Origin of the sequence: Nannocystis bainbridge, from assembly GCF_028368995.1 — a bacterium.
GTDB classification, from domain to species: domain Bacteria; phylum Myxococcota_A; class Polyangia; order Nannocystales; family Nannocystaceae; genus Nannocystis; species Nannocystis bainbridge.
On sequence record NZ_JAQNDL010000002.1, the window covers coordinates 427,818 to 451,701 of the forward strand.

A 23,884-nucleotide genomic window follows, 5' to 3' on the forward strand; every position below is an offset into this window, starting at 1 on the left:
CATCAAGCTCTCCGCTCGAGCGTGGAGTACCCGGCGAGGCGAGAGAAATTGCGGTGACGGTACAAGTTCCTCGCGCGCGGCGGCGCGCTCGCGCGATGGGCGGCCTGTCAGCGCTGCCCGTCACGACGCGGCAGACCTCGCGGTGATTTCTGCCGGGCCACCTCGTTCAAGGGCGGCTGCGATGAAGTCGTGGATCGTCTGCGCGATCGATGGATCGAAGTACATGCTGTAGTGGTCGCCGTCAGGCAGCACGAGGCTCGATGCGTGGGGGATCGCGGCGCCGATCGCCGCGGCTGCGGCCGGGTGAGCGACCTCGTCTGCGGCGCCGGTCATGACCAGGGTCGGCGCGGTGATCGAGGGCGGCGGACCGCTCGCGCTCTCGGCGAAGAACTCGCGCAGCAGGAGCGCATAGCGGTGCAGCGCGACCGGGCTGCGGAACGGCATGCTCGCCAGGTGGACGAGCGAAGGGTCGATCTCCCCGAGCACGTGAGAGACCTGGTCGCGCGCCTCCCCGTCGCGCTCGCCGCCGCCGCCGAACACGACGTGGTGCACGTGGATGAATCGTCGCACGCCGAGGGTCACTGCCAGATCGAGCACATTGCAGGTCCCGCCGAAGTTGTGCTCGAAGATCATGCTGCGCTGGCGGGCCTCGAAGCTCAGGCTGGCGGCGAAGTGCCACGCGCTGGTCGGCACGCCGCGGCCCACCGGACGGACCGTGAGGTCGACGCCGCAGCCCGCCTGGCTGCGGCGCTCGGGCGCGGCCGCCGGCTCGATCATCCGCCGCGGCAATGGGGCGACAGCGCACAGGTACGCGACCTCGTGCTCGTCGATCAGTGCCAGCAATCGTGCGGGCAAGTAGAACGGCGCGGTGTAGAGCCGCACCGTGGCGCCTTGGGCGAGCGGGAAGAAGATTTCGAGCAACGACACGTCGAAGAACAGCGGCGCGGTGTTGAGGCAGCGCGCGCCGGCCTCGACCGGGTAGTACGCGACGATGTCGCGGAAGAACGCGGCCACGTTGGCGTGGGAGATCCGCACGCCCTTCGGGGCGCCCGTCGAGCCCGAGGTGAAGAGGCAATAGGCGTCGCGCTCTGGCTCGGGACCACGGCGAGGCGCCGCATCATCATCCTCGGCGAGCGTCGCGGTCAGCTCGGCGTCGGCCGCGACGCAGACGACCCCGGGCGCCGCGTCGGCGACCAGCGCTCGCAGCTCGGGTCGCACGACGGCGTCGCCCGGGGCGATGCGCCCGAGCAGGAGCCGGAGACGGGCCGGCGGCAGCGACGGGTCGAGCGGCACTGTCACGACCCCGGCCAGCCAGGCGCCGAGCATCGCCGTGACGACGTCGATGGATTTGTCGGCGACGATCACCAGCGGACCGCCGCCGAGCCGCGCCGCGAACGAGCGCGCCCGCCGGACGAGCGCGCCGTAGGTGACCGAGGCGCGGTCGTCGATGAGCGCGATGCGCTCGGGGCTGGCGGCCGCGTGCGCTGCGATCGCGTCGGTCGCCAGCGCTGCGGGGTCAGACGCGCGCATGGACCCACGCCGTGAGGCTGTCGAGGCTGCGCAGCGCCGCGAAGTCGTCGGCGCCGCCGCCGAATGCCAGGCCGAAGCGTCGCTCGAGGCGCGCGAGGAACTCGATCACCTCGAGCGAGTCGAAGCCTGCCGCGCCGAGCAGGTCGGCGTCATCGGCGATCGTCAGGTCGGGGACATGCTTGATGTCGCGGATATCCGCGACGATGGTGCTCTTGATGTGCATCATGGTTCCCTCGTTTAGGAGTGCGGACAGGGGTCAGGCGGACAGAGGCTCGCGGGCGAGGCCCTCGAGGTAGCGGTGCGAGGTCTCCAGGCGGTACAGCGCTCCGATTGCGACCGGGCGCCGGACGTCGGGAGCCTCGACCAGCGGCGAGATCACCTGATTGAGCCAGCCGCTCGCGTGCTGCGCGTCCATGCGGATGTGCAGGCGGTGGTACTCGAGGCCCTGCTCGCTCAGCCCATTGCGCCGCCAGCCGGTGACGATGTGTTGAAACCGGTCCGGAACCAGATACTCGGTCACCGCGTAGTAACCGATGGCCTTGTGGAAGTGCCGGCGGTGCAGGGCGAGCAGCACGGACAGGTTGCCGCACACCAGCGATTCGAGCGACGCGGCGCCGTCGAGGTCGGCTTCGTCGATGCCGACATCCGCGAGCGCCTGCGTGAACAGGACGGTGTGGGTCGCCGCGAGCGTGCCGTTGCCGATCTCGTCCCAGAAGTTGCGACCGATCTCCAGCTTGACCCCGCCGCTGGTGCCGAGCTGCAACAGCGCGAGGATGTCGTCGAGGCGCGCGTCGATCGTGCTCTCATCGACGAAGAACCGCCGCAGGTCGGCGAGCCCGGCCCGCTGCGCCAGGAAATCGGTGTAGTACGGGTGCTTGTAGGCGGGGTGGGCGTGGATCAGCCGGGTCAACCACCGGCGGAACGCGCCTGGCTCGCGCGGCATGTCGTCCAGCGGCGAGAGGTCGATGGAGCGCTCGAGGTCCGCGAGGAACGCCCGCTCCGCGAACCCGGCGATGTCGGCGAGGATGCCCGCGAACTGCGGGTGTGCGCGTCCGGGCTTGGGGATCTTCAGGTGGAGGTCGTAGAGCGCGTGCAGCACCCGATGCAGCTCGAGCGCGTAGCCCGGGTCGCCCGCCGCCTTGTCGCACACCTGCGCGGTCAGCCGGAGCAAGGCGTCGCGCCGCTCGGCGTCGGCGAACAAACCACCGAGCTCGTCGGCGTCGAGGCGCAACAGCTCGCGGACGACGGTGGTCAGCGGCCCCGGCCCGGTCTGCATCGAGCGCGCCGGCTCGAGCGCGCGCAGTAGTTCGAGGCTCATGACAACACCGCCATCCGCTCGGAGACGATGGCCATCGCGTCGACCTCGAACCACGCGGTGTCATGTGTGCGGGTTTTATGGGGAACAATCATCATACAAGCGCGCGCTTTCGTGATTTGTCAGGACTTGCGGCCGCACGAGTCATCGTGCTTCGGCCTCGCCGCGGCAACCTAACAGGGCGGGGCCGGGCCGAAATTGCATCCGAATTACACGAATGCAGGCTCGAAATTATCTCCCGGATCCGGACTCACCGCATCGTCAGACGCGCGCGCACAGTAGGGTGGGGGGCGTCCAGCGGCCGGAGACGGGTCCGCGCCCACCGTGTGAGTGCGCTACACATGAGGCGCCGTTGAACGAGCGTCTGGAGCAGGCCGGCGTGCCGCTGCTCGCCGTGTTCGGCGAGCAGGACCAGATCTACGCCGCACACGAGGCTTTGCGAGCCTACGCGAAGGTCACGGGGTCCCAGACCCGGCTCATCCCGGACGCGGGCCACGCTCCGAACGTCGAGCAACCGAGGGTGCTGGCGCAACTGATCCTGGCCTTCTCGGCCCCGGCGGACCCCGGCGGCGAACGACGCCATGAAGAGCGGTCCAGTCGGTGAGACGGGCGTGAGACCGGGGTGATCGTCGCGCTCGGCGGGGTGAACCCGTACTACGATGATTGCCGCTCGGGCTTGCTGTGATTCAGCGCCAACCTCGACTCGGACTCGCGTTCGGGCAGCTCAGCAGCCATCGGGACGAGGTCGGCGTGTCGAGCATGGCATCGGCGCTCGACCTCGCACGCTCCAGTCAGGGTCGACCGTGTCGCAGTAAGAGATCGATCGCGTCGAGCCTGTCACCGGCGAGATCGACAGCGTCGCAGTCCGTCGTCCGTCTCGTCCTCGCCTGTCCCTCGGGACAGCACGTGCCCGTCCAGGACCTGTTAGCATGGGCCCGTGACCGACGAACACTGCGCGGACGCTGTCCAGATCCTCTCGCTCCGCGAGGTAGTGCGCAAACGGCCCGCCATGTACGTCGGGGGGACCGACGAGGGGACTGGCCCGTTGCACCTCCTGCTGGACGTCCTCGCCGGTGCCGTCGAGCTGGCCGTGCGCGGTCGCTGCACCCGCATCGACATCGTCGTCGAGGCCGACGACCACATCACTGTCGCCGACGACGGCCCCGGCATCCCGGCGGCCGCGCTCGTCGACCTCCTCGAGGTCCCCGCGGGCCGGACCCGCGGCGAACTCACGTTCCTCTGCTCCGACCTGCCGCTCGCCGTCGCCCTGTGCGACCCCCTCGAGATCGACACCGTCCACGCCGGCGAGCAGGCGAGCGTGGTCTATGCCGCCGGCTTGCAGCGCGCTCCCGTGCGGGTGGCCCCTGCCGCACGGTCGTCGGGTACCCGGATCCGCTTCCGCCCCGATCCGCACATCTTCCAGTGCACGCGTGTCCCGCGGGCCGAGGCGGCGCGGCGCCTCGCCGACCTCGCGTTCGTCCTCCCCGCGGTGTCGCTGTCGTGGACGTTCGCCGAGCCCCGCGTAGCGAACCTCGCCGATCGCGTGCGTGTCGAAGTCGGGGCCTCGCCTTTCGGTGTTGCCCACCACCATGGCGCCTACGGCACCGGCGAGCGTCCGATCGCCGTCGAAGTCGCCCTCGCCTGGCGCGCCGAGCCGCGCGGACGGCCGCCGCAGATTCATGCCTTCGCCAACCTCCGGCCGAGCGCGGGCGGCCAGCACGTCCTCGGCGTCGCGGCGGGCGTGCGCCGGTTCCTGAAGGCCCGCGGCGACCGCGGCCTCCACGACCTCGTCGCCGCCGTCGCCGTGCAGCTCACCGACCCCCGATTCCGCGGAGCGTCGCAGAGCGTGCTGCTAGACGCAGGGGTGCGTGCCGCCGTCAAGCAGGCGACCCTGATCGCCTTGATGTCCTGGGCCGTGCGCGACCCGGAGGCCGTCGAAGCGCTGCATCGCCGTACGCGGGCCCGCTGACCGCCGTGACCCGAACACGCAGAGGGGGTAGGACGGGTGGCTGACGTCGAGCAGGTCACTGATGTGGGGATCGATTCGTCGATCTCGAAGCGGGCGCCGCCCTTGAAGCATTGGACGAGCGCATGGACGTCATTGGTGAGGAACGGGATCTCGTCGGGGCTGCGCCCGCAGCTGCTCGTAAAGCCGCTCGCTCGGGGTCGGACCCTCGGGCACCGGGTCCGGTTGGCCGGGCAGGGCCTCGTGTACGTTCATGGAGCCCGTCGCCTCGTACCACGTATGGAAGTCGAGGACCTCGACCTGCCCGCCGCGCACCCGGAGCTGGCCCGCGCTGGTGGTGAGGCGCTCGTGTCCGCCATCGGCGCTCGTCCCGAGGACCATGACCACGATTTCAACGTACCCGTCTGGCAGCCGCGGCATGGCGATCTGCCACGGCCGAGCGGTGGACAGGCCGGGTACCCGGACCTCGGGGCCGAGGACCGCCGGGACAAGCTCCTCGCCGCGCCCATCGACGATCATCATGCCCGTGGCGAACACGAGGTCGCTGTCGGTGTTGTTGGTGATCTCGGAGGTCACGGCGGAGGCGGTGATCACGGAGCACATCACGAGCTCGGATTGTGCGCCGGTGCAGGCGTGCGCGAGCTTGAGGCTCGCCGCGCATAACGGCTCGTCGACGGGCTGGACCAGCGGGGGCTCCGGCGCCGGTCGCCGCATGCACGCAGCGAACGCGACGAGGACGAAGATCGCACACGTATCCGGGCGCCAGAGCATCGTCGACCTACTTCGCACGCGGCGAAGCTGATGGTCAATCGCCGCAGCTCACGGTCGCTGGCGCGCCAGCGCTCGGACATCGCAGCAACGAGTCGTGTTCGCGGTCGGCATCGATGCTCTCGATCGCCTCCGCTCGCGGCTCATTCCAACTCCGCTGGAGGATGCTCAAGGCGACGCTGCTTATGGTCCTGGACTCGCTGCGGAGTGACCGGATGTTCTGCGAGCAGCTCGACCACAATCTCCTGTTCCGCTGGTTTCTCGCCATGGACATGAGGGAGGACGCGTCCCACCCGACGACGTTCACGAAGAACCGCGAGCGACTCAGGGTCCACGAGCACGTGCTGATGGGGAACCGCGACGGGCTCATCGTCGGCATGTGCATCAAGCCCGGCGCGGGAGGCCGACTGCAGCTTCGCGCGTGCGGGCGCTGGGGCCGGGCGATCGGCACGTCATGATACGCTGCGCCGATGTTCGCTCGGCCCGCGCCCCGTGGCTCTCTCCTCGTCGCGCTGGCGCTCCTCGCCGGCGGGCCGGCCTGCAAGGACCCCCAGCAGCCGGAGTCGGCAGTGAGCGCGGCCAGCGAGCCCGCCCCCGCGGCGCTCGTCGACGAGCACTTCCGCTTCCGCATCGACTGGCCCGGCGCGGGCTGGACAATGCTGTCGCGCGACGAGGCGCGGCAGCTCGCCCCGAGCGCGGTCGCCGGGGCTCGCCACGCCTCGGGCGTGTCCGCGATCGTCCTCGTCAAGTTCGCGCCTGGGCTGACCGTCGACGCGTACGCCGAGAGGCTGCTGCCGACGCTGCTCGACGGCAGGGTCGAGCTGGAGTCGCGCGAGGTCGTGACGTTCGCCGGCCAGGACGCGCGCCGGATCGTCTACGTCGGTGAGAAAGACGGCCTCACCTACCGCTGGATCTACACCGGCTTCGTGCGCCAGGACCACGCTTACTGCATCTATGGCTCGGGACTCGCGCACGCGGTGTCACTGCCGGCGCTCGAGCCGTTGCTGCGCGCCTTCTCGCTGCTGCCCGGGGAGATATCCGCTCCGCCGGTCGTGGCGACGGCCGACCAGCGCGGGCCCGGCTGGCGCGTCCGGGGCGGCGTGTTCGAGAGCGCGGTGTCGGGGCTGCGCGTCGCGCCGCCGCCGGGCTGGCGGCTGCTCGTCGGCGACGAGCTGATGCGCATGAACCCCGACGCCGAGGTCGGCCTCCAGACGGAGGGGCTCGGCGCCCAGCTCGTCGTCGTCCCCGAGCGCTTCCGCGGCGACGCGGCGACCTACCGCACGCGGATCCACGGCATGTGGATGGACGATCGCACGACGTCGCCCCTCGACCCGTGGACGGTCGAGCTCGCCGGCGAGCCGGTCGCGCTCCTGCGCGTCGCCGACGATCGGCTCGAGTACGCGGTCGGCACCCGCGTGGCTGACGGCTTTGGGCTGCAATTCGCGGCCTCGTATCCGCCCGCGCCGGGCGAAGCGGCGCGCGCCGGGCTCGACGAGGCGTTCGCCGCGGTCGCGCTGGTGGACCCGACCGCCCGTGCCACGCTGGGCGAGGAGCTGGCGGCGCTGGGAGACCCTCAGAGCGACATCGGCTCGCGGCACAGCCTGCGCGGCGGGGTCTTCCGCGACTTCGCGGCGCGCGTCGTCTGGCGCGCGCCGCCGGGCTTCTGGCGCCTGATCGCCCGCGACGACCCCGAATCGCCCGACCGCGAGGTACTGGAGTTCGAGCACCCGGCGAGCGGGCTGTGGGGCGGCCTCGTCGTCGCCGAGCGCCCGGGCGTCGACCCGGACGCGTGGCACGCGGAGCGCGTCGCGGAGCGCGGCGGCGTCGCTACGCACGTGAAGGGCCTCGCGCTCGGGCGCGGCGCGGCCCGGTTCGCGCGCGTGACGATCGCCCACGAGGGGATCGAGGTCGCGTACACGATCGCGACCGCCGTCCACGGCGACGCGGCGATCGAGCTGTCGACGCAAGCGTTTGCGAGCGAGCTCGGGCAGGTCGAGGCCGAGCTGGGCCGGGTGTTCGCCGGCCTCGAGCTCGCGCCGGCGCTACCGATGTCGCGGCAGGACGGCGGCGAGCACGTCGACGAGCGCCGCGGCTTCGCCGTGCGAGTGCCGGCCGGCTGGGAACTCGCCGAGGAGAAGTTCGGCGACGGCGGTGACGGAGTCGACATGGCGCAGTGGCGCCGCGGCTTCCAGACCTTCCTCGTCATGGTCCTCGACTCCGGTCAGGGCCCGCTGACCGCTGAGTACGGGCGCAAGCTCTCCGTGCAGTCGATGCGCAAGCTGTTCTCACAGGACGCCGGCGAGCCCCGCGAGACGGTGACGACGCTCGCCGGCGCCCCGGCCGAGCGCCTGTCGTGGACGGGCGGCCCGGGCGGCGTCGAGCTGGTGACGGCGACGTTCGCCGAGCGCATATACTTGATCGTCGCCGAGAACCTCGAGCCCGCCGAGTTCGAGGCGACGCTCGCCAGCTTCCGGGCGCTGTGACCCGCGGTCGAGACGCAGCGCTGCTTCGAGACGGGTTTTGGTGATATGGCCTGCAGGCCCAGTCAGGCCCCTATAAGGGCCCGAATTCGAGGGCTTGTATCGCAGACGATGCCGGGAACCCTGTCCCAGGAGAACGGAGATCTTGACGACGCGGACGCCTCCGTCCATGCGCCCTTCGTTACACCACGGGAAAGTTCACGACCGTCAGTTGTCCTCTGAAGCTTCCGGCTCCGTCGCCCGGCACGATTACCGGCACATTCGCGAAGTCCAGGTTCGGCACGTCCTGGGTGATGTGGAGCGGCTCACCTTCGGGATCCGTGGTAGTGCAGTCGGTGCCCTCGAGCAAAGTAAACGTAGCGCCGAGCTGGACGGTTGTCCCATCACCGAGCAAAGCGCCTGTAATCTGAACGACGAGCCGGACTTCATCACCCGCACACGGGTAATCGACATTGATCAAGCTGATCACCTGACCGGGGCCTCCGACGACGGCGGCGCCCTCGAGAGCGACCGGCGCGGTCTCATCGGTCCACGGCCAGTTCTCGTCGTCAGTCAGCGTTCCGGTCAGCTTGACAGAGATCCTCTGCGCCATTTCACGCTCCTCTCGCTTCAAAGTATGGAGCAGGAATTCTCCGGTGAAGGTGGCGAGGTGATCAATGGCATACCCTCCGGAACCGTCTCTTGGCATGCCACGCGCGGAAGGGCCCGTATCGCCGCGGGCGAGTGCTGCGCAGGCGAAGACCGTTCCTTTGCTCAGTTCGCCGCTCGATCCGTTACCGGCATCCTCTTGGAACGTCGAGTGCCTGTCCCAGCATACGATCTCGCATCACTTGAATTCGGTGGGGCGATATCATGAGTGACGACGGTAAAGCCACTCGACTGGATGGAACGAGAAGGCTGTCGGCGCGCTCAGGGTGTGCGATCTGTGATGCACGGCGTGTACGTATCTGAACCTCAAACGTGTAAACCAGGCGCAGAAATGTCTGCACACCGACGACGGGGAGAGATGGGCTGTCGAAGCGTACGATCGTGAGGCTCCGCGCGATGTCGCTTGTCAGCGCATTACTTCGGGCGATCCCCCTTGCGAGCCGGACGGACCGCAGTGGGAGAAGCGACGATGGCCTGTTCACGCTGCGGCGCACGCTCAGCACCGTGGCTCCGCCGTCACTGGCTGCCTTCCTCCCGCCTGCCGTGATCGCTGTCGACGCTGGCTCGACGGCCCGACACCCGCTCATCATGGGTGCGTCGCCCCCGTTCGTCGTCCGCGGTCGCGTGAGGGCTGTGCTGGAACGCTCGGGACGACGGGAGCGTGGCGTCGCCCCGCTACCCCTCGCAGCCCCAGGGGACCGCGGTGCCGCAGTCGGAGATGAGCCCTTGCTCGCCCTCCGCCTCGGCGCATTTTTGGAGGCAAAGCTCGCCGCGACGGAGCGGCTCGCCGGCCGCGGTCAAAAAATCGACCTCCGCGTCGTCCTTGCCGACTTGCTTCAGGTATAGCGAATCACAATCGGGCCCTATCTCGATAAAGAGTCGGTCGATGCCGCCGTGCGGCATGAACTCGTGCGAACCACCGGCCGGCTCCAAAAGGATCACGCCGTCGACGGGCCCGCTCGGCCGATACTCGTAGGAATGCGGGCCCCAGGCGCAGCTCTCGGTGCGGAGCGTCGCCCCGTCGGGACGTAGCTCGAAGCGCGTGAAGCCGAACGCGCTGCCGCCGTTTTCCCACGACGCCGGAACGTTGACCGGGAACTGATCAGAGAGGGCGTACCACGGGCCGTACCATGGTTCGAGTTCGACGGCGTCGCCGTTGGTGCCGGTGCCCGTCGACTCCGAGATACCCCCGGTCTCCGCCGTCCCCGCCTCGCCCGCCTCCTGAAGCCCGTGGCCGGAGACGTCCGAGTCCCATTCGCTCGGCGTACAGGCCAGCGTCATGACGGACAGCAGCATCGCCGATAAAGGGGCTGATAGGCATTGTATGCGCCTGTACGTCCTTCGCGTATGTGCCACAGGATAGATGGTTTTTGGCACGTGCGAGGCTACCTGGCATACGGTGCAACGCAATATTTGGGGAGGTCGAGGCCACAAAAGAAGCATCCTTATCGGCGAACCTAGCCGACTTCAGGTCCTCGGTGCAGCGGGTAAACTCCGTAAACTTTTGGACGCGCAGGGGCTGCGCTCCCCTCGGTCTGCTCCCAAGAGTTCGTGGCCCTGGAAGTCACGGGGAGGTCGGATCGAGGGTATCGAGCGTCTGCGCCGTGGTAGACCATGTTCTCGGTGCTGCATGATCGATTGACTCGGGACCCACGAGCGACGCCCTGAAGCTGCCCGATTTGGTGGACACCCTCGATGAGCCGGGGACCCGCCGATCAGCCCTTCGCGTCGCGGACGTCTTCGCCCCGCTCGGCGAACGCCTTGAAGTCCTGCATGTGCTGCTGCGACTGCTTGCGGAAGGCGCCGGGCATCAGGAGTCCCACCATTCGCATCATCAGGCCGCTGAACCGGTACTCGCTCTCGCTCTCCCAGAGCGTCGTCTGCGGGCCGGCTTCGGTCAGCCGGTCGCGTACGGCGCTCCACATGCCGCCGCCGACGATCTCGCGTTCGAAATGGACGACGCTCGCACTCGGAATGTCGTGCAGGTCCACCGGTTCCCGGCGTGTGACGGTCTCGGTGCCCTCGAACTTCTGGTTGCCCATCTGCAGCACGACCCGCGACGTGGTGCCGGCGTGGCCGTGCGCCCCTTGGAGCGGCTCGTGCAGCACCAGGCCCCGTAGCCACTTCGGCAGATGTGCCGGGTCTGCGAGCAGCTGGGCCGCCCTCTCCCGCGGCAGGGCGAGCTCGATCGATACGGTGTACTTCATGCGGAGCGCTCCAGGTTCTCGAGTGGACGGAGGGGCAATATCCGTACCGTTTTATACGCGAAGGTCAACCTCTGGATCGAGGGCGAGCCAGTGGCGCCACAACCGCGACTTCGGCTACTCGGGGCAGGTCTGGAAGTGTTCCCCGTAGGCGCAGCGTTCGCGTGCCGGCTCGGTCGGCGGCTTGCCCAGTGCTCGGCCCCGGTGCCGCCGAGCGCCTGAAATTTCGGTCAGGCAGCTCTCCGAAATTTCAGTAAGACCGCCACGACCGGCTGCGCGACGCTTCATACCGGGCGCACGACCGATTTTTTGAGTGTCTCGACGAATAGACGCAGAGGACCGGAGCGCTGGGCGCGGCTGGGGTAGTAGAGGTAGAAGCCGGGTACTGTCGGCGCGTACGGTTCGAGCACCCGCTGCAGCCGCCCGGCGCCCAGCTGCTCGAGGATCATCGGCTCGAGCGCGTACGCCAGGCCCAGGCCCTGCTCAGCCATGGACACGGTCAACAGGTTATCGTTGGCGACGACGGCCCCTCGCACCGGGATGCGCCAGTTACGGCGCCCACGCTCCAATTCCCACGCGTAGAGCGTTCCGGTGCTCTGCGAGCGGAAGGTGATGCACTCGTGTTGCAGGAGATCCTCGGGGCGCGCGGGCGTACCGTGGCGCGCGAGATAACTCGGCGCCCCGACGACCACGAAGCGGAACGCGTCGGTGAGCCGCACCTGCACCATGTCGCGCTCGATGGCCTCGCTGAGTCGCACGCCAGCGTCGAAGCCTTCCGCGACGATGTCGACGAAGCGGTCCTCGACGGTGACCTCGACCTCGATCCGCGGATGGCGCTCGCGGAAGGTAGGGAGCGCCGGGGCGATCACGAGCGGGTAGGCCGCTCGCGGGACCGACAGCCGAAGCCGCCCGACCGTCTCTCCCGGACCCGCGGAGACCTCGGTGAGCGCCGCGAACACCTGGCTCAACGCCGGACCCGCACCCTCGACGAGGCGCCGCCCCGCGTCCGTCAGCGACACGCTGCGCGTCGTGCGGGTCAGGAGCACCACGCGCAGCTGCTTCTCGAGCTGCTGCACCGCCTGACTGACCGCGGACCTGGACACGCCGAGCTCGCGCGCGGCGCTGCTGAAGTTGCCCAGGCGCGCGACGGCGAGGAACGTCTGGAGCTGTGGGAAAGGTGCCGCGTGCACGGGCGAGGCCGCCGACGATGTGCCTTGTGTGAAGGTCCCGTCCGGGCGTGTCAAGGAACGAGCGAATGGAGCGCGGTCGAGGCTGGCGAGCCATGTCGCGGCGAGCGGGTCGGGCACGCAAGGCGTGTCGGCGCCTCACGACGGCAGGCGCCCGCAGAGGCCCGCTCGGGGCGCTCAGGATGAGTTTGCTTCCCGGCGGACGACCCGCACTGCCCGGCCGCTCGTAGGCCCCGGTCGACTGTCAAGCAGGGCTTGACGGCCTGTAGGCCGCGCGGCGCCTAGTCCGAGGCGAGCACCGGGCGCATGATTCTTCGCGCTCCGGCAAGCGGCGCACACACGGTGCGTACGCCCGGGGAGCGTCAGCCCGCGACGAGCAGTACGGGCGCTGACCGCAACCGCGAAAGGGAGCAGAGCCATCATGCGTGCAACTATCATGTACGGCGCCGGCGACGTCCGCGTCGAGAACGTCCCCGACCCGTCGATCGTCGAGCCGACGGACGCGATCCTTCGCGTGGTCCGGGCCTGCATCTGCGGCAGCGACCTCTGGCCCTACCACGACATGACCCCGAGCGACGCGGGGCAGAGCATGGGTCACGAGGCGATCGGCGTCGTCGAGGCGGTCGGCCGTGACGTCCGGACCGTGAAGCCCGGCCAGGTCGTCATCATGCCGTTCGCGATCTCGGACGGGACGTGCACGTTCTGCCGGGAAGGGCTGCCCACGGCCTGCGTGCACGGCGGGTTCGTCGGCAACGGCGGGATGAACGGCGCGCAGGCCGAGGCGCTGCGGATCCCGTTCGCCGACGGGACGCTCTACGCGATCGATGTCACCGAGAGCGACGCGCGGCTGCCGGGGCTGCTCACGCTCTCCGACGTGATGGGCACGGGCCACCACGCGGCGGTCGTCGCTCGCGTCGCGCCGGGCCACCGCGTCGTCGTCGTCGGCGACGGTGCCGTGGGTCTCTGCGGTGTCATTGCAGCGAAGCGTCTCGGAGCGGAGCAGGTCATCCTCATGGGCCGGCACGAGGACCGGATCGCGCTCGCGCGGGCGTTCGGCGCCACGGACGTCGTCCCCGAGCGCGGCGAGGAAGGCGTCGCCCGCGTGCGCGAGCTGACCGGTGGGCACGGCGCCCACTCCGTGCTCGAGTGCGTCGGTACCGGCGAGGCGATCAAGACCTGCGTCGCGGTCGTGCGTCCCGGCGGCGCGATCGGGCGGGTCGGCGTCCCGCATTACCCGGCGATCCCCGGCGCGGACACGATGTTCTTCAAGAACGCGATCGTCGGCGGCGGCCCGGCTCCGGTGCGCGCGTACATCCGCGAGCTCTTGCCCGAGGTCCTCGAAGGCAAGATCGATCCCGGGCGCGTCTTCGACAGCATCGTCGGCCTCGACGGAGTGCCGGACGGCTACCGCGCCATGGACGAGCGCAAGGCGATCAAGGTGCTGGTGACGCCGTGACGTGCGTGGCGCTCGCGGCGACCGAACGAGCAAACGGGGAGCTTCCCCACGAAGGAGTACGAGATGCAGACACGAAGACTCGGTAACAGCGACCTCACGGTGTCGGCCATCGGCCTCGGCTGCATGGGCATGAGCTTCGGCTACGGGCCGGCGGCGGACAGGCAAGCGATGATCGGGCTGATCCGCCGGGCCGTCGAGCTCGGCGTGACGTTCTTCGACACTGCCGAGGTCTACGGCCCGTTCGTCAACGAGGAGCTCGTCGGCGAGGCCCTCGCGCCGTTCCGCGGTCAGGTGGTGATCGCCACCAAGTTCGGATTCAAGCCGGCCGGGGAAGGCGAGGCGCGATGGAGTCTGCTCGACAGCCGGCCGGAGCACATCCAGGAGGTCGTCGAGGCCTCGCTCCGGCGGCTCAAGGTCGACGCGATCGACCTGTTCTACCAGCATCGCGTCGACCCGGAGGTGCCGATCGAGGACGTCGCCGGGGCGGTGAAGGCGTTGATTCAGCAAGGTAAGGTCAAGCACTTCGGTCTCTCGGAGGCGGGCGCACAGACGATCCGCCGGGCCCACGCGGTCCAGCCGGTGGTGGCCGTCCAGAGCGAATACTCGCTGTGGACGCGGGAGCCGGAGGCAGAGGTGTTGCCGGCGTGCGAGGAGCTCGGCATCGGCTTCGTGCCGTTCAGCCCGCTGGGCAAGGGGTTCTTGACCGGCAAGATGGACGAGTCCACCAACTTCGACCGCAGCGACTTCCGCAACATCCTCCCGCGCTTCACCCCGGAGGCTCGCAAGGCGAACCAGGCGTTCGTCGACCTGCTCGGCGCGGTCGCGGCGCGCAAGCGGGCGACCCCGGCTCAGATCGCGCTCGCGTGGCTGCTCGCACAGAAGTCGTGGATCGTGCCGATCCCGGGGACGACGAAGCTGACCCGCCTCGAGGAGAACGTCGGCGCCGCCCACGTCACGCTGACGCCCGACGATCTCCGCGAGATCGACGGCGCGGCCGCGAAGCTGACGGTGCAGGGGGCGCGCTATCCCGAGCACCTGCAACGCATGACCAACCGCTGAGCGCGTCCAGGAGCGGCGGCGAAGGACCCCATTCCGGGCGTCTCGGAGTGATCAGGGGTCCGCGAGGAGCTCTCACTGGTCGCGCTTCGCCATCAAAAAGCATGGAGAGACGAGACATGAATCCAACGTATGACTTCAAGGGCCAGGTGGCCTTCGTGACCGGCGCGGCGATGGGAATGGGGCTCGCCACGGCCCGCGCCTTCGCAAAGAGCGGCGCGTCCGTGGTGCTGGCCGACCGCGAAGGCGAACTCGCAGTCAGGGAAGCGGCGAAGATCGTCGAGGAAGGCGGCGTCGCCATCGGCGTGCGCTGCGACGTCACCGACGAGGCGCAAGTCGCCGCCGCGATCGAGCGGGCGGTCGCCGAATACGGCCGGCTCGACATGGCGTTCAACAATGCCGGCATCCAGGTGCCGCCGAGCGATGTCGCCGACGAATCGGCCGAGAACTTCCATCGCGTCACGGCGGTCAACCAGTTCGGCGTATGGGCGTGCATGAAGCACGAGCTGCGCGTCATGCGTGCGCAAGGGTCGGGCGCCATCGTCAACTGCTCGTCGCTCGGTGGATTGGTCGGCCTGCCCGAGCGCGCGGCCTACCACGGCACCAAGCACGCCGTGTTGGGCATGACCAAGAGCGCAGGCGTCGAATATGCGCCGCGCGGCATCCGCATCAACGCCGTCTGCCCCGGCACCATCGACACGCCGATGGTGCAGGACATGCTGAAGGGTCAGTCGGACGCGATGGCCGAGATCATGAAGCAGCAGTCGATTGGGCGGCTCGGTCGGGCCGAGGAGGTCGCGGCCGCCGTGCTGTGGCTGTGCAGCCCGGGCGCGAGCTTCGTGATCGGCGTCGGCTTGCCGGTCGACGGGGGCTTCACCGCGCACTGAGCGGAGAGGCGAGGGGGTCTCGCGGGCAGCTGCGCATCCGGAGCCCCGGGCCAGCGCAGACACCCCCTGGGGGCCGGGCGCTCATGGTAGGCTGGTGCCATGTCGTTTCGCGTCCCGGTGTACTTCAGCCCGGACTACGTCCTGGCTCGCCACGAGTTCGACACCACGCGCAAGGCGTCGTGGGTGTACGAGTCGCTGGCTGCGGCGCCGATCGCCGGGATCGAGGTGCGGGCGCCGGAGCCGCTGACTGCGGCCGGGCTGGGCGAGGTGCACGATCCCGAGTACGTCGAGGCGGTCCGCTGCGGGGAGCCGCGCGAGCTGGCCGAGTCGCAGGGCTTCGCCTGGGACCCCGCGCTTTGGGCGATGGTGCGGGCGTCGAACGGCGGGGCGGTGGCGGCGGCGCGGGCGGCGTTGGTCGAGGGTACTGCGGGGTCGTTGTCGAGCGGGCTTCACCACGCGCGGCGCCGCCACGGGGCCGGCAACTGCACGTTCAACGGGCTGGCGCTGGCGGCCCGCGCGGGGCTGCAGGCCGGGGCGGGGGAGGTGCTGGTGCTCGACCTCGACGCGCACTGCGGCGGCGGGACGCACTCGCTCCTGGCCGACGACCCGCGGGTGTGGCAGGTCGACGTGTCGGTCGACGATTACGACGCGTACGAGGCGTCGGAGCGGTGGACGCTCGACCTGGTGCGCCGGGCCGACGATTACTTGCCGACGGTGCAGGAGCGGCTGGCGGCGCTCGAGAGCGCGGCGCCGCGGTTCTCGTTGTGCATCTACAACGCGGGGATGGACCTCCACGAGCGCAGCGGCGACGGGGCGCTGGCGGGCATCACCGCGGAGGTGCTGGCCGCGCGCGAGCGCCTGGTGTTCGAGTGGTGCCGCCGACGCGGGACCGCGGTCGCGTTCGTGCTGGCGGGCGGCTACATCAGCGCGACGCTCGACCGCGCGGAGCTGGTCGGGCTGCACCGGCTGACGCTCGCGGCGGCGTGCGGGTGAACGTGAGCCTGCAGCCCGAAAGAACCGCGACAGCCGGCTGCCGATCGCGCGTCAGACCTCGCAGATGCACCGCGTAGTGGCCGTCACGCTTCGTCGACACGGGTCCACCGCGACTGGGTCTACGACCTCGGACCGTTCGTCTTCGATCGCCAGGCTTACGAGCGCGCGCTCGCCGAGTGACCCGCGGCGCGCGAGCTCCACCTTCTCCGCGGTCGTCGGGTTGTCCGTCCTCGAACCAGGGCACGCACTCCGAGCCGGCGTCGTCACACGCCGGCATCGTCAGAGCGCAGAAGTTCAGGCGACGAAGGGCCGGATCGCCGGGCGAGCCGCAGGCGCCGGCCGTTCGCTCACCGCCGACGAGGCGCGCGGTCGCAGCGAGCGACCGCGCGGCTGTGGACGGCGGAGCCACACCCGTCCGCCGCGTGTGGACCGCGGAGCCACAGACGCGCGGCCGGGGCCACGACATCGCGTGCACTGGGGTGGCACGGTCGGTGCATTCCGAGTCGGCACACCCGAGGAAACTCATGCGCTTCCATACCCTCCTGAAGACCGCCTGCCTGTTCACACTCCTGCCCCTCGTCGCCTGCGACGTCGCGGACCTCGACGCCGAGAGCGTCCGCGTCGAGCATCTCGCCGAGGAGGACGTACCCCCGCCGCCGAGCGCCCTGCGCGACGCCCCGGCCGACGAGGACGCCGAGGGCATCTCGCTCGACCCGAGCCTCGAGGTCGCCGACGCGGGCGACCCGAGCGCGGCCACCTGCTTCACCGGTCAGGTGCAGTGGCAGGACAGCCCGAGCGGCATCTGCGGCGGGTGCCTGATCAACAACGCGTACCCGGGCCAGAAGTACAACCGCTATTACCGCACGTGTCAGAACGGGGCCTGGGGCTCGTGGACGTACTACAACAGCCCGTGCGTTGACTGCTGAGACCTGGCTCGCCGCCCGTCACCGTGCCCGTGGCGGTGGCGGCGGGATCGCCGGCGCGCAAGCGCGTCGCCGATGGGAGCGCCGCGACATGTCTTTATGGACAGGTCGCGGCGCTGTCGCTTCCGGGGAGGCGGATCCCGTTGCCGCCGGCGACCCGGTCACGGTTCGAAAGGCGGGAAGCCGCAGCAGCTCACGCCCTTGTCCCCGAGCCCCTGAGTGAGCGACAGTCGGCTCGTCGGCTCGTTAGCGCATCTGGAACCGTTCCACTGGGAAGGCCACGTAGGAGTGCCTGTGAATGGCTACGACGCTGCTCTGCGCGAGATAGTTGGTGATGTGGTGTCCTCGTGGAGCTAGACCTTCCTACGGGCCCGTATACGAGAGGTCGTCTCGAAACTGCCCGGATCGCGACGGTCCTGGCGATGCGTTGATTCCGCCGCGCTCGGTCGACGGCGCGAACGCCTGGACCGGCGCGACCTGGCTGTGGGCAGCGGAGCTCGACGAGGTCTGCAAAGCCTATCAGGGGCGTCAAGGTCATCCTGCGGGGGAGCTCGAAGCGATCGCAGCTGCGATGCACCGACTGAACGGGAACGCTTCACAACGCACTCGCTGCGTGTTCCGCTTCTTCTAGCGCAGGGCCGTTCCGCCGCAGCGGTTGCCCCCTCGGCCGCCTCGCGGGCGACGGCGAGGTCGTGCGCACGTGGGAGCGGCTCGACCGCGCGCTGCTCGACGGCCGCCTGCCTGCGCTGCAGCACGGCCGCCCGGAGTTCCCGCTGCGCGGCGACGGCTCGGCACTCGAGCGTGAAGCCGAGGCCGTGTCAGCAGCCTGGTGCGAGCCCCTCGGGGCCGAGGCTCCACGAACCCTTCAGGCTCGCCATCGGCAGGCGCAGTGGAGATTTCCGCCGGGTGCGCCCGAAGTCGCTGGTCTGCCAGGAGAGGCTGCGCACGAGATTGACGGCGAGGCAGCGCGGCGGTCTGGGCGCGAGCGAATACTCGTACTCCCAGCCGCCCTCGCTGCGCAGCATCGCCATGCCTCGCACCGGCAGCGGCAGCCGGCCGGCGGGGCGTAGCCCCTCGCCCTCGGCGACGAAGATCGTCAGCCGGCCGTCGGCGTAGGCGAGGCCGTCGCCGCCTGGGCGCTCGTGCGAGCCGAGCACGAGACCGACCATCTGTCCGTCGGGCCATATCAAGTGATCGCGGACATCGTCGCCGTCGAGCGCGCTGAACTGCCAGCCGGACGGGAGCCGGCGGAAGATCCATGTCGCATCGGGTACTTGGCCTTGCGAGCCGTCGCCGTACTCGCCCGCGACGATCCACTCGGCCGTCAGCGAGCGGACCCACAGCGCCGCGAACTCGCCGCGGAACGGCGCGAGCGTGGCGGGCTCGAACCGCCGGTCGCCGACGAGCGGTCGCGGGCGTCCGCGCCGGCTGTTCGCACTGCCGACGACCGTCCAGCGGCCCGCGGCGTCGAGAGCCCATACCTCGAGCCGGTGACCTGTCCATACGGTCATCTCCATCGGCGCGAACGCGTCGGCCCGATCGTCTGCGGATTCGCCGTTTTCGTCGTCCCGGGATTCGTCGTCCTTGCCGACACGCAGGCCCGGCATGGCCTCGTCGATTTCGACCGGCGATGTCGACCAGCAGCCGCGCTTCGACGCGGCCTCGACGCACAGCACGCTCACCGTCGCGTTACGCACGTGGACGAGCCGCGGCAGCGTCGCCAACTCCTCGTCGCCGATGACGATGTCCCAGCCGATCGGGTAGCTCTCTACCGAACTTCCGGCGGGCAGTTCGGCGAGCCACGCGCTCAGCTTGCGGGCGGTCGCTGCCGGGCGGGCCGCGAAGTTCAGGCCGCGCCACGGACCGTCGAGGCGCCGCTCATCCTCCTCGAAATCGGGATCGACGTCCCCCTCGGCGGTGTCGGCGAGCCGCTGCTTCACCGCGGCCCAGCTCGCCTCGTCGAGGCGGGCGAGCGACGCCGTCAGCGAGTCGCCGGACGCCGGATCGATGCCCCCGAAAAACACGCGCCCGCCGAGGACGGTGCGTCGCGTCGGGCTGGCGACATCGTCGGTCACTCCGGGCACGAGCTCGAAGTCGGAGACGTGCCACGGCTCGCGCTGAACTACGCGCAGCGCCGGCGGGCAGGTGAACCCCTCGGGTGCCGGGTTACGCGCCAGCCAGGCCGCGAGGGCGCGCTGCTCGTCCCCCGCGCCGGCGGGGACCGTACAATGGCGTGGCGCCGCAGCAGCAGGCTCCAACTCGGCGGCAGGCGCAGGCGCAGGTGCAGTCGCCGCCTCCGGCCGATGCTCCGGTCGTTCGGGCGCGTGCTCCGGCGGACGGGTGCAGGCCGAGAGCACCATAGCGAGCGAGGCGAACGACGAGCGCGCAGCGCGGGGCACCACCGCCGACGGTATCACGTCAGCGACTGCGAGCGTCCTGACTCCCCTCGGCACGGAGGCCGCCGAAGCGAGAGGTCGCCCGCGCGACCGCCTGCCCCTCGATCGGCGCCACGCTGGGCGGGAGCTCGGGGCACTGGTTCACGAAGCAGGTCGTCGCAGGCCACCACGGCGGGCCAGGTGTCGTCGTTCGCCTGCTGACCGCGCCCCGGGGGCGGCCGTCGACCTGATCCCGGAAACAGGCGCGACCGCTGGTGGGTGCCCGGGCGATGGTGTATGGGCGAGCATGCTCTACGTCGGAATCGCGCTCGCCGTCGCCGTGCTCCTCGGCCTGATCGCCCTCTCGTCGCGGAAGTCCGCGGATCGATCGCCGCCGGACGCGGACGAGGCGCCGGCTCGTCCGACCCCGGTCAAGCAGCCGAAGCGCCACCTCATCGTCAACCCCACGACCAGCTTCGAGAGCCTCGCGGCCTCGCTCGCGCGCACCGGGTTCAAGATCCTCGAGGAGAAGAGCGGCGAGCCGACCTCGGCGTCGTGGGACGCCGGCGCGGGGGTGGTGCACTACACCTACGAGCCCGAGCTCGGCCTGCGCAAGCTCGAGATCGAGGCGCCCGTGGACGCGTGCGCGAGCATCCTCGACGACATCGTCAACGGCAACGCCTACGTCTCGACGATCTCCTACCAGCTCGGAGACATGCTCGACCCCGCGAAGCCGGCGAAGGAGCTGCTGTTCGCCATCCGCGGCGCCGGGTGGATCGGCCGCGGCGACGACCACTGCTACTACTGGCAGAAGGTCGGCAAGCTGCGCGAGCACAGCGACCCGCAGGTCGCCGCCGAGGCCCGGCGCGTCTACGACGCGCTCGTCGCCGAGGCCGGCGGCAAGCCGATCCCGGCCGGTCCCGCCACCCTCTACATCACATGGACCAGGTCGGGCGCCGACTACGTCGCCAAGTTCCGCGGCAACAAATGGGTCTACAAGCCCGACGGCACCGTGCTCCTCGACGGCCAACCGCTCGACGAGAAGATCCTCGAGTGGCCCGCACGCTGGTCCCGGGCGTGATCGATCTGCTCACGTGACGATCGACCAGATCGCCCGAGGAGATGGAGGGCGTGTGCGCGACGTCGAAAAGCAGTTGTTCGAAATCGTCATCCAGTACCTGATGGATGAGTACGCCGACAAAGAGCTGAGAGCCGAGGATCTCACCCTCGAGACCAACCTGGCGAAGGACCTCGGCCTCGACAGAAGCGCGCTGAAGTCGCTCTTGGATGCCATCGTCGTTGGCTTCGATTGCGAGCTCCGACTGTCAGGGAGCAACGCCCGAAAGGTCCACACCTATGCCGACCTGGTGAGCCTCGTGAAGACTTCGCTGAAGCGAGGTGTCCCGACCGGGGCAGTCGACCCGAAGAACGTCGAGAAGAAGGTCATCGCCATCCTGCGAGAAGACTTCGTCCCCACGTCGAGGAAGATCACGAGGGAGACGACGCTAAAGCAGCTCGAGATCGGCCAGGCGGAGCAGCTTCTGCTCTTCTTCATGATCGAGCCAGCGTTCGGAGTCGTCATGACCCGGCTCGACGACCCCGACACGCGTGAAATACTTTCGGTATGCGACCTGGTGGATTGCATATGCGAAAAGCTGGAAAGGAGGAAGGGCAGGAAACCGACGCGCTCGAAAGGATAAGGAGCGCACGGCCGGCCGCGACCTTGGCGAGCCGACGCAGCCCCCGCCCGTGCCGCGCCACGGCAAGGCCGAGCTCGGGCGCATCGAACCAGCCCGAGCGCAGCGCCCGCAATGCCTGAGCCTGGCAAGCCGACGACGCTCGTGCACAGCCGCTGCCGCGCGGGGCTCCTGCACCAGAGCAGACTCGCCACGCGCGTGGATTCCTTTCGACCTAGAGGTCGAGAGCGCTCCACATATTTGCCGGCGGCTACTCCGCAGATCACTCTTATCAGAGCAGAAGAGTGGATTTCCGAAGGATCTACGCGGGCGCTTCGAATCCCGTCCGGAACGGAGCGTCCGTTCGCTGCTGCCCGTGGACCGCGCGCTCGCTGGCGCGGTAGGTTGGACCGGAGGACAGGCCTCGGGCCGGGAGCAGTCATGTACGCATCGTTGAAGTCGGCTGACGGGAGATTCGTGACGAACGAAGGTAGGACCTGGTTCGTACAAAAGGACGAACGTCCGGCCGCCGAGATCGAGCAGGAGGTCGATTACTCGGCGTTGTTCGCACTGGTTCGTACGATGAATCCGTTGCGGATGTCGCGGCCGGAGAGCCGCCCTGGGGTCCAATACCTATTCGCGGAGCTGCCGCCCGATCCGGTACGCGAGGCGGTGGTCTCCGGCGGCGGGCACGTGATTCATGCGAGCGAGGTGGTGCCCTTCGACGGGCCCCTGCGCGCGCCCGCCGACCTCGCCGAACACTTCTTCGCCCGGATCGCCCGCAAGGTCGCGGCCGAGCGCGATCTGGGCTTCTCACGCGACGGCCTCGAGCAGCTCGAGCAGGCGCTGGCCGATGCCCAGGAGGCCGACGAGGCGACCTACTGGAAGGCCGTGTTCGACCTCGGCGCATATGCGGGCGAGACGCTGCGCGCGGCCGCCGGCGGGCGGTGGATCCGGCAGGACGCCGCCGGCGTGGTCCCGTTCGCGTTCGCATGCACGATCGGCGATGAACCGGCCGAACTCTACCTACTGGCCAAGGCGATGAGGTTCATCGCCGAGGGCCCGGAGGACAGCCTGACTGGGTTCGTCGACCTGGCGGCGCGTACGAGGGCTGCGCGGTAGAAGGAGCCGGCGCTCTCGGGCGGGGCGCGGGAGGGCCGCGGTCGGCGATGCTGCGGCCGACGCTCGTGACCGTCGTGACGAAGACCTCGGCGCCCTCGTGGTCGTGGCGATCATGCTCTGGCGGTCGCCGCGCTCGCTCGCACAGCCATGCGACCGCTCGACGTCCGGCTGCAGGAGCTGACGGCAGCGGTGCACGCCGACACGGCGAGCGACGTCTCCCAGGACCAGCGGCTCGATACGCACGAACGCCGCCTGGACGAGCACCAGCGGCAGCTCGCGGAGCACCATCGCATCCTCACCGGTCATCTCGAGGTCCTGTGAAACGAGGCGATCCAACCGTTGCAGTCGGCTACGTCAGGACGTCGACGACAGAACAGCGGCTGCGGACTGCGGCGCTCAGTTGCTGTCGTCGCTCCGCGGGTCGTCGCTCGGCCCTGCGGTGAACCCCGTCGCCAGCAGCAGCGCGGAGAGCTCGCCCCGAGCGTCGCGGGCCGCCGCCGCGCGCAGGAGGTCGCGCAGGCGACGGCTGCGCGGGTTGGGCGGGGTCTCCGGCGAGCCGAACAGCGCCTGCAGGTCGGCCTGCAGCAATCCGGTCTCATGCTCGCGGATCACCTCGGGCAGGGTCGGCCAGTACTCGCGCAGCCGCTCGTTGCGGGCGACGAGCCGGGTGGGCGGGCTCACGCGTCCGGGTGTAGCACCTGCGCCGGTCCACTCCCAGCCGGAATCGCAAGCGCGACCGGGCCGGCAAGCGCCATGAGCGCGTGTCGTCCCCCCAGCACCTCACGCGCCGAGCAGGAAGTGATACTCGCCGAGCACCTCCCAGGTGTCCGCGCCGTCCAGCTTGCGGACCCGTACGCCGGCCAACACCTGCGGCGGCATCATTCGCACGTTCACGCCCATGCGCTCGGACGTCGCGTCGAGGCTTTGCCAGTGCGTGGTGCAGCCGCAGATCGGGCAATGGTGGGTCTCGAGGGTTCGATCACCCTGCACGTAGGCGATCGTCGCGCCGGATACTCGCCGCACTTGCTCCGGACGATAATACGCCCACAGCCCACCCAGCCGGCGGCACAGCGAACAATTGCAGTCGGTCAAGATCTCGGGCGTATGGTCGATCTCCATCCGCACGGCGCCGCAATGGCAGGTGGCTTCGATCATGGTGGGGGGCTCCCTCTTTCGCGACGACCTCTACCACACGCCGTGTTCTGCGGCAGCGGCCCGACGGCGGCATGGCGACCGGCGACTCTCAGCGGTACAGGCATGCCTCCGCGTCGCCGGCGACTACCACATCTTCGTGCCGA

Annotated in this window: 24 protein-coding genes; 13 read left to right on the forward strand and 11 right to left on the reverse strand. The window is 69.7% G+C overall.

What is annotated here, in order from left to right:
- Positions 1 to 120 precede the first annotated feature (120 nt).
- The 3 genes from POL25_RS19355 to POL25_RS19365 are packed head-to-tail and all read right to left on the reverse strand — an operon-like array spanning position 121 to position 2,848.
- The gene (locus tag POL25_RS19355; protein ID WP_272087582.1) at positions 121 to 1,530 is read right to left on the reverse strand and encodes an AMP-binding protein; all 1,410 of its coding nucleotides are present in this window, start codon (positions 1,528 to 1,530) and stop codon (positions 121 to 123) included.
- Positions 1,517 to 1,756: an acyl carrier protein gene (locus tag POL25_RS19360; protein ID WP_272087583.1), complete on the reverse strand. Its 240-nt coding sequence runs from the start codon at positions 1,754 to 1,756 to the stop codon at positions 1,517 to 1,519. Before POL25_RS19360 ends, POL25_RS19355 begins: the two co-directional genes overlap by 14 nt.
- Positions 1,757 to 1,786: 30 nt before the next feature.
- Positions 1,787 to 2,848, reverse strand: coding sequence for an iron-containing redox enzyme family protein (locus tag POL25_RS19365; RefSeq protein WP_272087584.1), 1,062 nt, complete (start codon positions 2,846 to 2,848; stop codon positions 1,787 to 1,789).
- Between the two features lie 349 nt (positions 2,849 to 3,197).
- Between POL25_RS19365 and POL25_RS19370 the strand changes: the two genes are divergently transcribed.
- Positions 3,198 to 3,449 (forward strand): alpha/beta fold hydrolase, encoded by a 252-nt coding sequence (locus tag POL25_RS19370; protein WP_373372099.1) that lies wholly within the window; start codon positions 3,198 to 3,200, stop codon positions 3,447 to 3,449.
- Between the two features lie 333 nt (positions 3,450 to 3,782).
- Positions 3,783 to 4,814 carry a hypothetical protein gene (locus POL25_RS19375; protein WP_272087586.1) on the forward strand — a complete coding sequence of 344 codons (1,032 nt, stop codon included), beginning with the start codon at positions 3,783 to 3,785 and terminating at the stop codon, positions 4,812 to 4,814.
- 129 nt (positions 4,815 to 4,943) lie between these two features.
- On the opposite strand, the gene POL25_RS19380 is transcribed toward POL25_RS19375, so the two are convergent.
- Complete coding sequence (locus POL25_RS19380; RefSeq protein WP_272087587.1) at positions 4,944 to 5,582, reverse strand: hypothetical protein; 639 nt, start codon at positions 5,580 to 5,582, stop codon at positions 4,944 to 4,946.
- A 161-nt stretch (positions 5,583 to 5,743) separates the two neighbouring features.
- Here POL25_RS19380 and POL25_RS19385 point away from each other — a divergent pair, with 161 nt between their 5' ends.
- Positions 5,744 to 6,037 carry a transposase gene (locus POL25_RS19385; RefSeq protein WP_272087588.1) on the forward strand — a complete coding sequence of 98 codons (294 nt, stop codon included), beginning with the start codon at positions 5,744 to 5,746 and terminating at the stop codon, positions 6,035 to 6,037.
- A gap of 12 nt (positions 6,038 to 6,049) precedes the next feature.
- Entirely contained in the window at positions 6,050 to 8,062 is a 2,013-nt protein-coding gene (locus POL25_RS19390; protein ID WP_272087589.1) for a hypothetical protein, read from the forward strand.
- A gap of 178 nt (positions 8,063 to 8,240) precedes the next feature.
- Here POL25_RS19390 and POL25_RS19395 read toward each other — a convergent pair whose 3' ends face one another.
- The 4 genes from POL25_RS19395 to POL25_RS19410 all read right to left on the reverse strand — a co-directional run bounded on the left by POL25_RS19395 (position 8,241) and on the right by POL25_RS19410 (position 12,101).
- Positions 8,241 to 8,747: a hypothetical protein gene (locus tag POL25_RS19395; RefSeq protein ID WP_272087590.1), complete on the reverse strand. Its 507-nt coding sequence runs from the start codon at positions 8,745 to 8,747 to the stop codon at positions 8,241 to 8,243.
- 635 nt (positions 8,748 to 9,382) lie between these two features.
- Positions 9,383 to 10,003, reverse strand: a complete 621-nt coding sequence (locus POL25_RS19400) for a hypothetical protein (protein ID WP_272087591.1) — start codon at positions 10,001 to 10,003, stop codon at positions 9,383 to 9,385.
- Between the two features lie 419 nt (positions 10,004 to 10,422).
- On the reverse strand, positions 10,423 to 10,914 hold the full coding sequence (locus POL25_RS19405) for an SRPBCC family protein (RefSeq protein WP_272087592.1): 492 nt from the start codon (positions 10,912 to 10,914) through the stop codon (positions 10,423 to 10,425).
- Between the two features lie 281 nt (positions 10,915 to 11,195).
- Entirely contained in the window at positions 11,196 to 12,101 is a 906-nt protein-coding gene (locus POL25_RS19410) for a LysR family transcriptional regulator (RefSeq protein ID WP_272088779.1), read from the reverse strand.
- A 418-nt stretch (positions 12,102 to 12,519) separates the two neighbouring features.
- Between POL25_RS19410 and POL25_RS19415 the strand changes: the two genes are divergently transcribed.
- The 5 genes from POL25_RS19415 to POL25_RS19435 all read left to right on the forward strand — a co-directional run bounded on the left by POL25_RS19415 (position 12,520) and on the right by POL25_RS19435 (position 17,416).
- Complete coding sequence (locus POL25_RS19415) at positions 12,520 to 13,554, forward strand: zinc-dependent alcohol dehydrogenase family protein (protein ID WP_272087593.1); 1,035 nt, start codon at positions 12,520 to 12,522, stop codon at positions 13,552 to 13,554.
- Between the two features lie 63 nt (positions 13,555 to 13,617).
- Positions 13,618 to 14,613 carry an aldo/keto reductase gene (locus POL25_RS19420; RefSeq protein WP_272087594.1) on the forward strand — a complete coding sequence of 332 codons (996 nt, stop codon included), beginning with the start codon at positions 13,618 to 13,620 and terminating at the stop codon, positions 14,611 to 14,613.
- A gap of 116 nt (positions 14,614 to 14,729) precedes the next feature.
- Positions 14,730 to 15,497 carry an SDR family oxidoreductase gene (locus tag POL25_RS19425; RefSeq protein ID WP_272087595.1) on the forward strand — a complete coding sequence of 256 codons (768 nt, stop codon included), beginning with the start codon at positions 14,730 to 14,732 and terminating at the stop codon, positions 15,495 to 15,497.
- Positions 15,498 to 15,596: 99 nt separating this feature from the next.
- On the forward strand, positions 15,597 to 16,490 hold the full coding sequence (locus POL25_RS19430) for a hypothetical protein (RefSeq protein ID WP_272087596.1): 894 nt from the start codon (positions 15,597 to 15,599) through the stop codon (positions 16,488 to 16,490).
- Between the two features lie 524 nt (positions 16,491 to 17,014).
- Positions 17,015 to 17,416, forward strand: coding sequence for a hypothetical protein (locus POL25_RS19435; protein ID WP_272087597.1), 402 nt, complete (start codon positions 17,015 to 17,017; stop codon positions 17,414 to 17,416).
- Between the two features lie 815 nt (positions 17,417 to 18,231).
- Here the strand turns inward: POL25_RS19435 and POL25_RS19440 are convergent.
- Entirely contained in the window at positions 18,232 to 19,812 is a 1,581-nt protein-coding gene (locus tag POL25_RS19440) for a hypothetical protein (protein ID WP_272087598.1), read from the reverse strand.
- Between the two features lie 283 nt (positions 19,813 to 20,095).
- Here POL25_RS19440 and POL25_RS19445 point away from each other — a divergent pair, with 283 nt between their 5' ends.
- The 4 genes from POL25_RS19445 to POL25_RS19460 all read left to right on the forward strand — a co-directional run bounded on the left by POL25_RS19445 (position 20,096) and on the right by POL25_RS19460 (position 22,907).
- Positions 20,096 to 20,869, forward strand: a complete 774-nt coding sequence (locus tag POL25_RS19445; protein WP_272087599.1) for a hypothetical protein — start codon at positions 20,096 to 20,098, stop codon at positions 20,867 to 20,869.
- 13 nt (positions 20,870 to 20,882) lie between these two features.
- A complete protein-coding gene (locus POL25_RS19450; protein ID WP_272087600.1) occupies positions 20,883 to 21,488 on the forward strand; it encodes a hypothetical protein in 606 nt (201 codons plus the stop codon).
- A 429-nt stretch (positions 21,489 to 21,917) separates the two neighbouring features.
- Positions 21,918 to 22,586: a hypothetical protein gene (locus POL25_RS19455; protein WP_272087601.1), complete on the forward strand. Its 669-nt coding sequence runs from the start codon at positions 21,918 to 21,920 to the stop codon at positions 22,584 to 22,586.
- A gap of 147 nt (positions 22,587 to 22,733) precedes the next feature.
- A complete protein-coding gene (locus POL25_RS19460) occupies positions 22,734 to 22,907 on the forward strand; it encodes a hypothetical protein (RefSeq protein ID WP_272087602.1) in 174 nt (57 codons plus the stop codon).
- Between the two features lie 75 nt (positions 22,908 to 22,982).
- Here POL25_RS19460 and POL25_RS19465 read toward each other — a convergent pair whose 3' ends face one another.
- Together POL25_RS19465 and POL25_RS19470 are read right to left on the reverse strand one after the other, a co-directional pair.
- On the reverse strand, positions 22,983 to 23,267 hold the full coding sequence (locus POL25_RS19465; RefSeq protein ID WP_272087603.1) for a hypothetical protein: 285 nt from the start codon (positions 23,265 to 23,267) through the stop codon (positions 22,983 to 22,985).
- Positions 23,268 to 23,366: 99 nt separating this feature from the next.
- Positions 23,367 to 23,741, reverse strand: coding sequence for a GFA family protein (locus POL25_RS19470; RefSeq protein WP_272087604.1), 375 nt, complete (start codon positions 23,739 to 23,741; stop codon positions 23,367 to 23,369).
- Positions 23,742 to 23,884 lie beyond the last annotated feature (143 nt).